The sequence below is a fragment of the Pseudomonas syringae group sp. 247E2 genome (genome assembly GCF_032587795.1).
GTDB lineage: Bacteria > Pseudomonadota > Gammaproteobacteria > Pseudomonadales > Pseudomonadaceae > Aquipseudomonas > Aquipseudomonas amygdali.
In genome coordinates this window covers 606123-619535 of record NZ_JAWHPK010000008.1, presented here as the reverse complement: position 1 = coordinate 619535, position 13413 = coordinate 606123, and the positions used below count along the sequence as shown (strand labels likewise).

The 13413-nt window shown below is 50.9% G+C and carries 9 protein-coding genes and 2 pseudogenes; all 11 read right to left on the bottom strand.

What is annotated here, in order from left to right:
- Positions 1 to 990: 990 nt before the first annotated feature.
- The 11 genes and pseudogenes from RYC18_RS09880 to RYC18_RS09835 all read right to left on the bottom strand — a co-directional run bounded on the left by RYC18_RS09880 (position 991) and on the right by RYC18_RS09835 (position 13413).
- The gene (locus RYC18_RS09880; RefSeq protein ID WP_316885544.1) at positions 991 to 1425 is read right to left on the bottom strand and encodes a hypothetical protein; all 435 of its coding nucleotides are present in this window, start codon (positions 1423 to 1425) and stop codon (positions 991 to 993) included.
- The gene (locus RYC18_RS09875) at positions 1425 to 2663 is read right to left on the bottom strand and encodes a hypothetical protein (protein ID WP_316885542.1); all 1239 of its coding nucleotides are present in this window, start codon (positions 2661 to 2663) and stop codon (positions 1425 to 1427) included. The genes RYC18_RS09880 and RYC18_RS09875 overlap by 1 nt, the downstream gene beginning before the upstream one ends.
- Before the next feature lie 182 nt (positions 2664 to 2845).
- Positions 2846 to 3202 (bottom strand): hypothetical protein, encoded by a 357-nt coding sequence (locus RYC18_RS09870; protein ID WP_058399682.1) that lies wholly within the window; start codon positions 3200 to 3202, stop codon positions 2846 to 2848.
- Positions 3199 to 4029, bottom strand: a complete 831-nt coding sequence (locus tag RYC18_RS09865; RefSeq protein ID WP_316885540.1) for a CdiA family toxin C-terminal domain-containing protein — start codon at positions 4027 to 4029, stop codon at positions 3199 to 3201. The genes RYC18_RS09870 and RYC18_RS09865 overlap by 4 nt, the downstream gene beginning before the upstream one ends.
- Positions 3935 to 6409, bottom strand: a pseudogene (locus tag RYC18_RS09860) (DUF637 domain-containing protein); the annotation flags it as partial. The gene RYC18_RS09865 and the pseudogene RYC18_RS09860, both read right to left, overlap by 95 nt.
- Positions 6410 to 6606: 197 nt before the next feature.
- Positions 6607 to 7281 (bottom strand): hypothetical protein, encoded by a 675-nt coding sequence (locus RYC18_RS09855; protein ID WP_042930298.1) that lies wholly within the window; start codon positions 7279 to 7281, stop codon positions 6607 to 6609.
- Between the two features lie 308 nt (positions 7282 to 7589).
- Positions 7590 to 11249, bottom strand: a pseudogene (locus RYC18_RS09850) (DUF637 domain-containing protein); the annotation flags it as partial.
- Between the two features lie 621 nt (positions 11250 to 11870).
- On the bottom strand, positions 11871 to 12071 hold the full coding sequence (locus tag RYC18_RS09845) for a hypothetical protein (protein ID WP_057404941.1): 201 nt from the start codon (positions 12069 to 12071) through the stop codon (positions 11871 to 11873).
- A 255-nt stretch (positions 12072 to 12326) separates the two neighbouring features.
- Positions 12327 to 12701 carry a barstar family protein gene (locus RYC18_RS09840; RefSeq protein ID WP_057404942.1) on the bottom strand — a complete coding sequence of 125 codons (375 nt, stop codon included), beginning with the start codon at positions 12699 to 12701 and terminating at the stop codon, positions 12327 to 12329.
- Entirely contained in the window at positions 12631 to 12939 is a 309-nt protein-coding gene (locus tag RYC18_RS26425; protein ID WP_410478359.1) for a ribonuclease domain-containing protein, read from the bottom strand. Before RYC18_RS26425 ends, RYC18_RS09840 begins: the two co-directional genes overlap by 71 nt.
- Positions 12940 to 13038: 99 nt before the next feature.
- Complete coding sequence (locus RYC18_RS09835) at positions 13039 to 13413, bottom strand: hypothetical protein (RefSeq protein WP_057404943.1); 375 nt, start codon at positions 13411 to 13413, stop codon at positions 13039 to 13041.

Below are 13413 nucleotides of genomic sequence, written 5' to 3'. Positions count from 1 at the left end.
ATTAAAACGGCAAACTTTTCAGATTGAACTCAATCACTACCCAATAGATCCATACTGCTCAGCAATACATCATTACCTTTTCTGAAAAACCTACAAAAAGAACACATAATAGCAGCATAAAGAAGCTTTTTAAAAAAGATATATATAAACGCCCTCTAAATAATAAAAATCACGCACCTATATAAGTAAAATATAACCCTCTCACGAAAGGGTTTTCACAATCGCTCCCTCAAGTTCTCCTGCGCATGCTACTGCAACGGACTCAGGAAATACCACATCACCCGTTGCTTGCTGGTCTTAACTTCCGCCGTCACCGCCATGTCCAGCGGCAGCTTGATGTCCACACTTAACTATGCTTGAAGGGAACAAATTTTGAGGGGTGTAAACATCAACCGCTCCTAATCCGGAAATATTCAAATCGGCAGTCCGCTGCCCCTGAACACCTTTTGACGATGCTGTGTCGACCAGCTACCTAAAAGCCAACAGAAAATTCGTTGCGCAGATGCTCGATGCCTTGATCGCTCAGGCAACGACCAAGGCGAGCAGCGAAGGAAGGAAGATTTTGCAGTAAGCAGATAAAACAACACCGGCGCGAGGCAGGTGTTGGGAGAATGTCATCACTGTACAGTCAACTTAACTCAATTGATTTCAGCTGCCCCTCTCCGTCGCACAAAATAACAACCGTACCGTAAGGGCAATCAAGAGTTATCACTTTATCCTTGTACTCATCATCAACAACTCCAGATGCCCTTCGAGTAGAGCTATCGAAACTAATCTCAGCTAACAGGATGACCCTCGCGCGGCGACCGTCACGCTGACTGATGGTGGCTGATCGTGTGCGACGGCTCAGCTCGGCACTTTCTTCAGGACTCGGGACGATATCTTGTGCGCTCCTTTCTTCGCCTCCAACGGTGTAATCAACGAGCAAGCATAGACGATTTCACAGAGCATTTATTTTTGCGAAAGCGCACTAGTACTACACTCATAAAATCAAATAAAGCCACTCTTATCTATTCTCACAGAAAAACTTAAAGGTAGCATATGGATAATATCTTTAACATCCTGCGGCAAAGAACTAAACTCCCTGTTTTTTTTTGGCCTAGCAATTAATTTGTACCCCCCATCATTACTAACGTCGTAGCTCAGTAGACCTCTCCTTGCCATATCGACAAACGATAGCAAGTAACGCTCACGTTGAGCGTCACCGCTAAAGGTAGGTAGATTCTCCTCAATCACGTCAAAATCGGCGCTATCATCTACAGAAATAAAATAATTATAAATAGCCTCGTTTTTTGATATTGACTTTCTTACGGCGAACGGTACGAGACCTCGCCCCCCAGTTATAAAGTGCGCTAAAAATCCATCTTGACAAGAGGCAAACCAATCCAAATCATTTACCTCTAAAAACTCATCATCCATTTCCATTACTCAGCTCCAAATATACTAGTGCAATTATCGCAACGAGGAACTACCTCCCCCGTCCTAGGACGAATTGCCGGAGTAAATTTAATATCTTTCAACGTTAGACCAGGATTGCTTAAAAGCAATTCATTCGCAGCTCTAAACTCAGCACAGCGATCCAACGTATTACCGCAAGCGGTCTTGACCCCTAAACCACCTAAACTTTCAGCATACGCAGCCAACTCAGGTACAATCACATCCGGGACAGCACCGCTGGATGTCGTTACTATTTTCCCTGTTAGAGGATCCACAGCACCAATTACAGTTGGCGGCTTGTATTTACCGAAAGTCGCAATGTAATCGGCTAGCTGCTGAGCAGCGTCTTCAAGTAGTTTACCAGTATCTACCTCCGCCTTTGCGTCATCAGTTTTTTGATACGAAGCATCTAGGGCAGTGCCCGGCTGGTTACCCGCCAGATCAGACTCTTTACGCGTCTGATCAACACTATCACCAACTTTTTGAGGCTGTGCATCCAGCGCCGCACCGGACTGTTTACCTGCCAGATCAGACCCTTTAGGCGTCTGAGCAATGCCATCAAGCTCGGCCTTCCCGGCAGCTACCGCGCCAGCATCAACAATACCAGCAGCCGCCGCACGCTTAGCCAACAGCGCCCTTAGTACCGCAGGTGAACCGGTCAACGCAAGTGCTGCGTCCAGATCCCAGGTAACACGATCAACTCCGCCCGACAATACACCTGAAACCCGTTGCACCAGATCATCAAGCTCGCCTTGGCTACTCGATACCTTGGCCAGCTCTCTTAGGTAAATCGCAGCGTTTTTATCGCCAAACTGCTCTTGCCAAGCGGCAGGAACGACTGAGGGTTCATCAGCCCAGTTATTGGCGCCACTTTGCGACCATTGGGAGGCGGTGTTAAATAAGCCAGCATCCTTGAACTGACTGGTGGTCGACTGGAACGCATGTACCGCTTCACCATCTGCAATGATCGTACTGCCGTCGTCCCAAGTCAGCACGATGTTCTGTGCAGCGAGGCGTCCAACGCTTGTCTTCGCAATCAGCAGCTCTTCTGCAAAGCGTGCGCCCTCTGGGTTACCTGCTCCGTAGCTAGTCAGCAGAGCCTGTAGACGAGCATTTTCTTTTGCGTCCAGTTCTGCACTAGATGCAAGCAAGAGAAGATCACCCCAAGATACACTGGACGAGGGTTTACCCAAACGACTTTCGAGGGCCTTGGCTTCCTCAGTCAAGACTCGCTTTTCTGTACTGTGAAGCAGCCGATTATAGGACGTAGCACTACCGGCCACCCACGATCCTGTCTGTAAGCGTGCCGTGGTAGGTACTTACCCTTAGTAAGCTACAGCTCAGCGCCCAACATTAATTCAACATCAAAATAACAATGAGAGCTGACAGCTGGATCTTTCTCACCAATTCAAAGTCCATACTTAATTATGAGGCTAACCACCTCATCAGCTTTTGTCGGTTCTTTATCAGCAAGGGCAAGCAAAGAATCCTTTAGAGCTTCGCGAACGATTTCAGCGCTGTAGTTCATGTGCGCCGGTTCTATCCCACTAAAGTTGACATCCGCGGAGAAATCATAGGACTCATAACCAACCTCATTTCTCAAAAATTCAAATTCCCAGCCCGGGTCCCCCAAAAGCCCACTGCCATGTGTAAAAAATCTCTTTAAAAGCTTTTCCAAGCTGACATCAGAATAATATTGTATAGCGAACCAGAGCACCCAGAACAATAAGTCCCTGTCGTCCCCCGGAAGCTTTCCCCACTTCACTTAACGACACCGACTGGAAATGCCGTCGGGACATACATTTGCTCACTCTTGATATTTATCGGAACCTGAAATCTAACTTTACCCACAACAACCTCCTGCAATGAATTACCTGTTACCTGATACTGAAGCAGCGCTTTGTAAGCAGCTTCATTAGCCATATTTGGCATATCTGGATATGTTTTTGGATCATACACTGTCTTTACTGCATCTTTTGTAGAATTCGGCAGCTGATATTCGACCTTATAGATTCCAGGAGCAACCTCTATTTTCGATGAAATCGTCCCTGAATACTCAGTTAGCGCTTGCATAAAACTATCCATATCATGCCCTCCCGATATCTGCTTCCCTGAGCGAGTCGCATCTACGAGATGATCTTTCAGATCAGGCCGAACAACACCACGACCAACAAAATCGGCGTCTGGTAAAAGATTATCTGGTAGCCCAAGGTTGGTACCACCTTTCACGCTAGCCTCAGATTGAACCCACTTACCCCCAACCCACTTGACCGCAAACCCACCAATCTCTGCAGTGATCAAACCACTGACGACGTCAAATATCAACCCACCCGCCTGCTGGTCGGATTGCGCCAGTAGTTTATCGCCTACTCGCTCAAGGCCTTGGGCTGGGATCGGACTGGCAGCCCAATCCAAACCCGAACCGGCTGCAGACAAAATGTTCTGCCCGACCCCTAACGTCGTATCAATAGGGTTACTGACAAAATTTACGACACTGTCAGCAACTTTGCCTGGCCATTCTACGGCCTGTTTGATGGTGCCAAGGCCCCGTTCGGAAAGCATATAACCCAACGTTCGCAGGGGCGTACCCATCAAATGTGACCTGACTCTGATCTACACCTTTGCTGGCAAAATAATCGTCGAACAGAGCCTTGTTGTATTCGCCCAGAGTCCAGCCGCCATCTTTAAAAGATTGGAGCTGAATTGCACGTTTACGCTCTTTCAGTTCGTAGTCTCGTGCCTTGTCCAGTTCATCCGTTGCACGAGTGACATTTGCTTGGCAAGCACCAACGTCACCACAAGCCGTCGCACAGGCAGCCCGAGCCTTATCAGCATCCCGAATCTCAGCGTGTGATAGCCAGTTGTACTGGGTAGCATTAGCGGATACGGCAGCAGAGACGCCGACATCCGAATTCCCAGCGGCAGCGCCTAGTACGCCGACAATTTGCGACAAAGCAAGAAGATTGGCCTGCGCCTGCTCATACTCGGGCGTTCCCTTGACAAGGTTTGACGGAAGTAACTTATCCCCCAGCAATCCGACCAACACTTCGTTTGCACCACCGGCAATAGCTCCGGCGCGGAAATCACCACCCATGGCTTCGGCTAGCAGGCCACCCAGGCCTGCGTGCAAGAGAATCTTGGTAATGCTTCCTTCAGTTAACTCAAGATCTCCTATCGTCATTGCCCCTTTGGCGCCACCTATGCTGGCCGCGGCAGCGACTGCCGAACTGGCCAGGTTATCCGCAAAGCTCCCGCCGTAAACGGCTGTTTTGATTACTGCGTCAGCCGTTACTTTTACGGCGATGGTTTTTGCACTTGCCGAATCGAACCCCAACTCACTCGGCTTGTATCCAAGACCATCGGCCACACCCGCTGTCGCAACTGCCACCGCATAGCCTTTGATGCTGTCCTTGGATGTAACATCTTTCACAACCTTCCCAAGGTTGCCTCTATTGTCAACCGTACTGACAGTAGCCTTTGTAGCGACACTGATGGCGCCCGCCTGCAGCATCGAGTTCATGCCAGCCATCATTGGCCCCATGACAGCTGCCAAGGCAATTGCAATGATCAATTGCGAAGCCGGGCCCAATCCAGAGTTCTGATACTTGAAAGACTCATGAACCTCCTTCACGAGTCGCCAGTCAACATCGCCTCTCGCTTCAGCCTGTTTTAGCCAAGCAAGTTGTGGATCAGCTTTGACCATCGCATCAATAGATTGACTAACCGTCTGTTGGTCTATCTGCTTGACATCGATTGTCAGCCCGTTAACAGCTTTAATCGCGATACTTCCTTCAGCAGACATCTGCGTCTGACGAAGTGTCTCGTCTGTATTGCCTTTACCCTTTGAGGAAGTCCAGAAAGCATCATTATTGCTTTTGGTATGACTTTCGTCATGTAGATCCTTCACCCCCTCAAACGTAACCGCACCACCACTTTGAATCGTCAGGTCCTTACCGCTCTCCAGCTTCGCGGCCTGAAACTTCTGATCGCCCCCACTCGCCAGCAAAAGATCTCCACCCGTGGTGATTTCACTACCAATGTTTTTCACATCAGTGATTTCGTCACGCTTGGTTTTCTTCGCCCCAAAACTCCCCTTCTTCTTTTTGTCATACAGCGAATAATCGCTGTCCTGCGCAGCCAAGATGTCGAGGTTCTCACCGGCTACCAGATACGCCTCTTTACCCGCAGTAATACGGCTGGAGATCACGGAGAGGTTCTGGCCAGCCTGCAAGGCAACGCTGCCTCCCGCTTCAAGATCGGCGGCAACCTGGCTGACGTGGTCTTCCTGACGGGTCAGTTTTTTGCTTTTGGACAGGGAGTGTTCTTCGTCCGCCGCAGAGCTGATGGTGAGGTTTTCGGTCGCGGCCATGGCGATGTCGCGTTTGGCGTCGATCTGGCTAGCGATGAGGGAGATGTCGCGTCCGGCCTGAACGGTCAGGTCGCGCCCTGAACTGGCGGTGGAGCCCAGTTGGGTGATGTCGCTGCTGTTGTGTTTGCTGTCCGAGAACAGGCTGTTGGTGACTTCGGTCGGGGCGATGGTGACGTCGCGTCCGGCCTGGATAGTCATGTCACGACCGCTTTCCAGCACGCTGCCTTTGTTGATGACGTCGCGGCCTGCCGAAATGCTCATGTCGTTGGCGGCTTCGATGCGCGCGGCGCTGTCGGCGAACTCGTTATGTCGCTGACCGCGCGCGCTGTTGTCCATCGAGGTGATGCTGCGTTCGTTGATCACGTCGCCGTTGATCGCGGTCAGTGAAACATCGCGACCTTTGATGATGCCGCCAGCGGTGTTGATCAGATCATTACCCGCGAGCAGATCGAGCCGGTTGCCGGCTTCTATCAGGCCGGCGTTGATCAGGTTGTTGCCTGCGACTGCCGAGAGGTTGTTGGCGGCGTGCAAGGTACCGACGTTGTCGAGGTTCTGGCCGGCAATCAGAGAGACGTCGTTACCCGCAATCAATGCGCCGGTCGGGCAAACTCAACGACCGTGTTGCACTCGGTTCCTGCAACCGCCATCACACGAGGAATGCCATTCTCGTCAACGTATTTGAGGGGGCCACCATCGGTCTGAAAAGGCTTCCAGCCTTGAGCCTCCGCGTACTCCTTTAACTTACTTGCTTTTGGCGTGCGACCGGTTTCAAAAAATTTATCAATGCCTTTTGCACCTATTCAACTCTTCAATGCTGGCAAAGACAGCACTTCATCGTACTGTGGCCAGTCTTCCCTTGCGCGCTTTAGCACACCTTGCATCAACTCATCCAACTCAGGCACTGGATGCTCGGGCGGCAATTGGTCAAAGGGCGCGGCCAGCAGCGGATGATCAATCTTCTGCGGATTGGCTAAACCTTCCCACTGGCGCAGGCGCAGGATATAGAGAATTTCCACCGGCACGCGCTCCAAGTGCCAGTCCTGATTGAAATCGTAAGAGTTCTTCTGGCTCTCTTTGCCGGTTTGCCAAGTGTGGCGGTCACACGCGGCCAACAGACAGGGCATCAGGTCGTCGGGGCTGGGAGTGCGCCACTTGGCCAACAAGGCTTCGTAGATGGGTTCGTCGTAAGCATAAGCAGGCCATTGATGTGAGACATCGCCCACCCAATCGGCAAACACACGCAGCATAAAGGCTTGGGCGCGGCGGTGTTGCTCTTCGTACTCGATGACCAGTTGATGACCACGGTTGAGCGCCGCATGGGTCAAATAGCCTTGGTGGATGACAGCTTCCTTCCAGCCCAGAATCGCCATGGCGGCCATCATGTTGGCTGCGGTTTGGATGCTGTAGTTTTGTTGGCGTCTGTCATTACCTACGGCTTTAGCTAAAACGTCAAACTGCCCCGCCCAAAAAAACAACTGCCAAATGCCTACTTGGTAGTAACGCATCCAGTGTGCCAATTCGGAAAGCCATCGAGGGTTTACCGTTGCAGTGGCAAGTACTTTGTGAGCCCTTGTCACCGACATCCATTCTGCACGAGCATCTGTTGCATTGTTTCTGTTTGGAACCATCATTGAATGCTTCGGCGAAGCATCCTCGCGAGTAACGTACTCGCGAATACCGGCTATCTCATATTCATCCGAGACATGTGGCCCCTTGGCTATGCGCCCCAGCACACTTTTGTAAGAAGGCCATTTCGGGTTTACGCCCGAGCGCTCGCACTGAATTATTTCTTGGACCATGGTTCCACCTTAAATTCTGCTACACCTGTTTTACCGGGGGCAGGAACACCGACTTTGACGGTCACGCCTTGGACTTTGACGTTTTCAGAAAGAAGCGCTGCTCGCAAAGCATCACGTAACGCTGGGTCCGAATCGGCAATTGAGCTATTACCCAACCACCCTCTCAACCTCGTCGCCGGATCTCCATGCGGCGTACCGGCCTTACTCACGCCATTCACCGAAGACTTCGCATCCATAACCACCACAGTAATGGTATCGCCATTGATTGCCACCGCACAGCCATCGCAGCCGTGGTTGCTACTGTTTTGCAGAGGTTTGAAATTGAGGCCGGTTTTCTCGTTAAGGGTTTGCAGGGCCAGTTGCTCGCCCAACACCCCATCATTTACAAGCGAACCGGTCTTCCAATTGGGAAGGTGCGACAGCGGGATACTTTCAAATGTCTGCCCAAACAGGTCTTCAACCGAGCTGAGCTTGGGGGGGCTTATTACATCAGGGGTAACCTGGCCCGGGCCTTTTGCACCAATATCATCTCCAAGCTCTAATCGGTCAAGCACATTATCAAGCTTTTTGCCGATGGCCTTTTCGACCAATGCATCCCCTGTGCTTGCCACACCCTTGGCGCCGGTAACGGCTGCAAATATCCGGATGGCCAGCAAAGTCTTCTGGGCAGTGCCAACATCTTGACCGTAGATAGCATTCAACTTCCCGGAAAGCTCTGAATTCAACGCTACAGCAGTGCCTTCACCTATTGCCTGACCACTCTCCTTGAAGCTATCAACAACTCCTTTAGGCAGCCCGGTTATACCTTCAAAAATACCGTTAAAAATGGCTGAAGGGTTTTCTTTCGCTGCCTTGGCGAGATCGACGACACCGTCCTTGAGCGCAACTCCTGAATCTTTCAGCTCCTTGACCAGTCCCGCACTCAGGTCGCGACTGATACCGCTCTGGACGAACTGTTTATAAAAAGCTGGATCGGCGGAATCAGCAAACATTTCAGGCCTGAACAGCTGATTATTTTCCGCGGTAAACAGTTTCTGATCGGTACCCAGATTATTTACAAAGGTCTGTCCTGCTTTCGCGAGAAATCCTTGAGCAGCAGGGTCGTCGCCATCACTCAACACTGAGCGCCACAACATATCCGTGTTTTTCAGCGCTTGTTGGCTAAGGCGCTCCATGGCTGCCTGCTCTGTTATGTCCAGATCCTGAGCAAATTTTTTCGCGTTTTCATTCAGCCATTTCTGTTCTTCATAGTGCAGCTGCCGATTGTATGTTGTCGCGTATTTGGCTACCTCGGCCCCTTTGGCTACGTCTCCATTCACCGCAGCAGCGGCTACGATACCTGTGAGCTGAGACGCCATTACCTCCAGGTTCTTGTCACCGCCTACCATGTTGCTGATCACGTTGATCAACGCTTCGTTAGCGCCTGCGGCCATCGCGCCGGTTTTGAAATCGCTACCAGTAGCCTCAGCCACAAGGCCACCCATCAAGGCGTGCGCCAATACTTTCTGAATACTGCCGTCTTCGTATTTTCCGAGAGCCCAACCTCCAACAGACTTAAATCCAACGGCCATACCAATATTGCTGGCTTGGCCAGCCAACGCATTGCCAAGATTGTCTGAGTAACTGCCGCCATTGATAACAGTGTTTACGAACGCGTCGGATGCGGACTTCATCAACACTGCTTGCGCACTTTGCAGGTTGAAGCCGAGCGAAGTGGGATCGTAGCCAGGCATCATGCCAGCCATCGCGGCTGATGTTAGATATCCCTTCAGCGAACTGGACGAGGTGACATCCTTGAATGTGGCTCCAATATTGCCTTTGTTATTAATTGTGCTTATCACTGCCTGAGAAGTAGCGGAAGTCAAACCTGCAACAACGGCTGTATTGGCAGCAGTACCAATTGCCGCAGCCGTTGTGGTGGAAATACTGGCAGCCGTTGCCGCTCCGCTGGCAGCAGAGCCTGCTGCCGCACCCGCTGTAGCGAATGTGCCAGCCCCAGCAGTTAACGCCGTAACGATGATAATGATCGCCAGCATTGCCCCCTGACCGAGGCTTGAATTGTTGTACTTGAACGAATCATGTACCTCTTTGATCTGACGCCAATCCACATCACCGCGCTGCTCAGCATCCTTAAGCCACGCCAGTTGCGGGTCGGCCTTGACCATTGCATCAATAGTCTGGCTAACGCTTTGCTGGTCGACTTGTTTGATGTCGATTTTCAAGCCTTCAACAGCCCGGATCGCTACTTCGCCTTTGGCCACCAGCTCACTCTGGCGCAGAGTTTCGTCGGTGTTGCCCTTACCTTTACTCGAATTCCAGGCAAGGTCACTTTTGCTCTTCTCATGACTCTCCTGATGCAGGTCCTTAACGCCCTCAAACGTAACCGCACCACCACTCTCGATCGTCAGGTCCTTACCGCTCTTCAGCTTCGCAGCCTGATACTTCTGATCGCCGCCGCTCGACAGCAACAGGTCGCCACCGGTAGTAATTTCGCTACCGATATTTTTCACATCGGTCACTTCGTCACGCTGGGTTTTCTTCGCGCCGAAGCTGCCTTTTTTCTTCATGTCGTACAGCGAATAATCACTGTCCTGCGCAGCAAGAATGTCCAGATTCTCACCCGCAACCAGATACGCCTCTTTCCCAGCGGTAATACGGCTGGAGATCACGGCCAGATTCTGCCCAGCCTGCAAAGCCACACTGCCGCCCGCTTTCAGGTCCGCAGACACCTGGCTGACATGATCTTCCTGCTCGGTCACCTTCTTACTCTTGCCGTACGAATGCTGTTCATCAGCCGCCGAGGACAGGGTCAGGTTTTCCGTCGCGGCCATCGCGATGTCGCGCTTGGCGTCGATGCTGCTGGCGATCACGTTGATGTCGCGGCCGGCCTGGGCCGTCAGGTCGCGTCCGGCGCTGACTGTGGAGCCCAGTTGCGTAATGCTGGAATTACTGGAGTTCACGCCGCGTGTCTGGCCGCTCTCGGTCTGGGCCGAGTCGATAGCGACGTCACGGCCCGCAGCGATGCTCAAATCACGACCAGCCTGCAATACGCTGCCGGTGTTTTTCACGTCACGACCCGCTTGCAGGGTCATGTCGTTAGCCGCTTCGATACGTGCCGCGCTGTCAGCGAAATCCTTACGCCAGGTCGCATCATCCGCAGCGCTCTGATGGCTGGTCACGGTACGTTCGTTGATGACATCACCGCGCAGGGCGGTCAGTGTCACATCACGTCCGGCGATAATGCCCCCGGACTTGTTGATCAGGTCATTACCTGCCAGCAAGTCCAGACGGTTGCCAGCTTCTATCAGGCCGCTGTTGACCAGGTCATTTCCAGCGGCCGCCGACAGGTTGTTGGCCGCACGCAAGGTGCCGACGTTATCGAGGTTTTGCCCGGCAATCAGCGAGACTTCGTTACCTGCAATCAACGCCCCGGTCGGGCCAAGGCGATTGTCCGCCTGAGCCAGATACAGCACTGGCACCAGCACCTTCTCGCCATTCACTTCGTGCTCTTCGAGCCAGACGATGTCGTGGGTCAGCGCTGCAACTTGCTGTGAACTCAGCGATACGCCCACAGCCAGGTTCAACTGCTGCTTGCTGGCAATGGCGTTGTTCATCAGGTACTTGAACTGGGCCTCGTTGGACGATGGTTCAGGCCGCGAGATTCCAGATAGGCCAACGCTTCGGGCGATTTATTGAAATTGGCGCGGTAGAACTCGACCATCGAACGCAGAAGCGCTGCGCTTAGAAATCAGAAGCGCCTGCGGCTAAAGGGAGGTGCCGAGCATGTTTTCCAGTAGCGCGGCGTTACGCAGCTGTTGCACCCCGTGCGGGAACGACCAAGACGAGCAGCGAAGGAAGGGAGATTTTGCAGTAAGCAGATAAAACAACACCGGCGCGAGGCCGTTACAATTCCAATCACTTTTACAGAAAACATCAGTGCGAGTTCTGCTATCGGGGCCAAGCAAAATATCTAAATCTCAAGTTATGGATATATACCGAGCCGCTCAAGCTCAGAGAAAAAATGTTCCATACCTTCCCGTATGTTATCTGAATTTTTCCTTATTACAACATCGTTACTTGTCGACATACTTAAAATAAAAGTATAAATATTACGCTCTCTTTCACCATCCACCTTAAAGATGAAAAACACTTGCTCTTCATCGCCAACAACTCTAGCATTTGAATAAACCCCTATAGCCCGACGCTATTCATACTTGGCAAACCGAAACGAGCCGCATACTTTCCAGAAAGGTAATTGAAAGAAATTAATCCAGCCCTCTTAATGCTTTTGAAATGTTTTGGACATGAGCTAGCTTCCCCGTCGCGACCTTATCCACAGCACTAAAAATAATTTGTTTTGGCAGACCATCCACGCCGTTTTTTATAATCAACTGCTCAACCACCTTAACAGCAGTCCGCTTGTTCCCATTATCAAACAGATGCTCGCCTGCAATATCCCTGACCATTGAGCCAGCCCTATTATAAAAATCATCATAATTGGCAGCATTTGCAATAGCCGTATCTACTTCTCTGAATGAAACCGAACCGCCAGACTGTGAATTTATAGCAGTGATGTCGTCGGCACTTAAGCCGACCTTGAAACCACCTAGACCTATTCCACTTGGAAGGTTTGACGCTGAACTTAAGTCGCTAGTAGCTAGTAGCTAGATCATCTACCTTTCCGGCAGCGCCATCAGTTGCTTTCGCACCAACGGCTTGACCTAGCTTTCCAGCAAACCTTCGACCACAGTTCGATCAATATCTGTGAAGACTACTTCTATCTCGTGTCCATTGTCACCAACCCAATCAAGGACCGAGTCGCGCAAAATCTCCAGGTATACCTTTAGGTCGTCTCTTGGTAAACCTGGCAAAGACTTGTGCACAATGACGATTTTGTGACACGGAACCCAGCTGAGATCCCTTAAGCAGTCATACAGGGCATCCCAATTAAATCCAAAGTAACCCGGCAACCAAAGTAAGTAATACAACGACCTTATCAGCTCCTCCTTAATCCGAATGGCGGGGTCAATCCGCACATAAAAAACTTTGGCCGTGTCGTATGAAGGTGGGGTTTCCACAAATATGAATGGCAACATTTCGAAAGACCTCAATTTTTACTGGAATGAAGGTTTTGTAGTGGTCAGCGGTGTAATACATTTCGCCACCTTTCCCTACGACTATTCGCTGAGGCCTAGGTCCTGCAATACCCGGCGTTGGATGGACATACTCGGTATAGTAACCGGCTGGCTTCTGCGGCAGATCCAATGCACGACTCTGGAACACAGAGCCATCGTTTCGATGAGGAAAAGATCCTCCTGACTCAGTCCGATCTATGGTTGGACCAAGATCAACTGTGCCGTTGAAAATTTGCCCAGTTTTTTGATCAACTACCTCGATGCCACCGATAAATCGAGTGGTGTATTTTGCACCAACTTATCCAGGCAGAAGATATTTCTTCCTAACCTGTGCCATACAATCGATCATTTCTGCCAGATGCTCGCCTTTGAGCCCCACTTCTGCCAAATCATCGACGCAGCATTTTTCATAAGCCCTAGCCAAACCCTCTAACATATCCTCCGCATAAGGACTTTTCGTAGATAACTCTAACCCATACTTCATACCCTCGCTAAATATTGCAGTTTGCAATACTGCAAACAAACCTACATCAGCAGACGTGCAAAGAGAGCCCGCTTCATCTTGGACATAAGCGAAGGCTTGCTCTGGCCGAAGACGAATCTGTGATATAGCCTTTTCATAAAGCCTAGATACTATAGGATAAATTTCTTCCACAGCCAAATCGGTCGCCAC

Coding starts and splice junctions, on each gene's coding strand:
- RYC18_RS09880 (WP_316885544.1), bottom strand. CDS start 1,425: ATGGAAATGGATGATGAGTTTTTAGAGGTAAATGATTTGGATTGGTTT.
- RYC18_RS09865 (WP_316885540.1), bottom strand. CDS start 4,029: ATGGGTACGCCCCTGCGAACGTTGGGTTATATGCTTTCCGAACGGGGC.
- RYC18_RS09845 (WP_057404941.1), bottom strand. CDS start 12,071: ATGGTCAGGGATATTGCAGGCGAGCATCTGTTTGATAATGGGAACAAG.
- RYC18_RS09840 (WP_057404942.1), bottom strand. CDS start 12,701: ATGTTGCCATTCATATTTGTGGAAACCCCACCTTCATACGACACGGCC.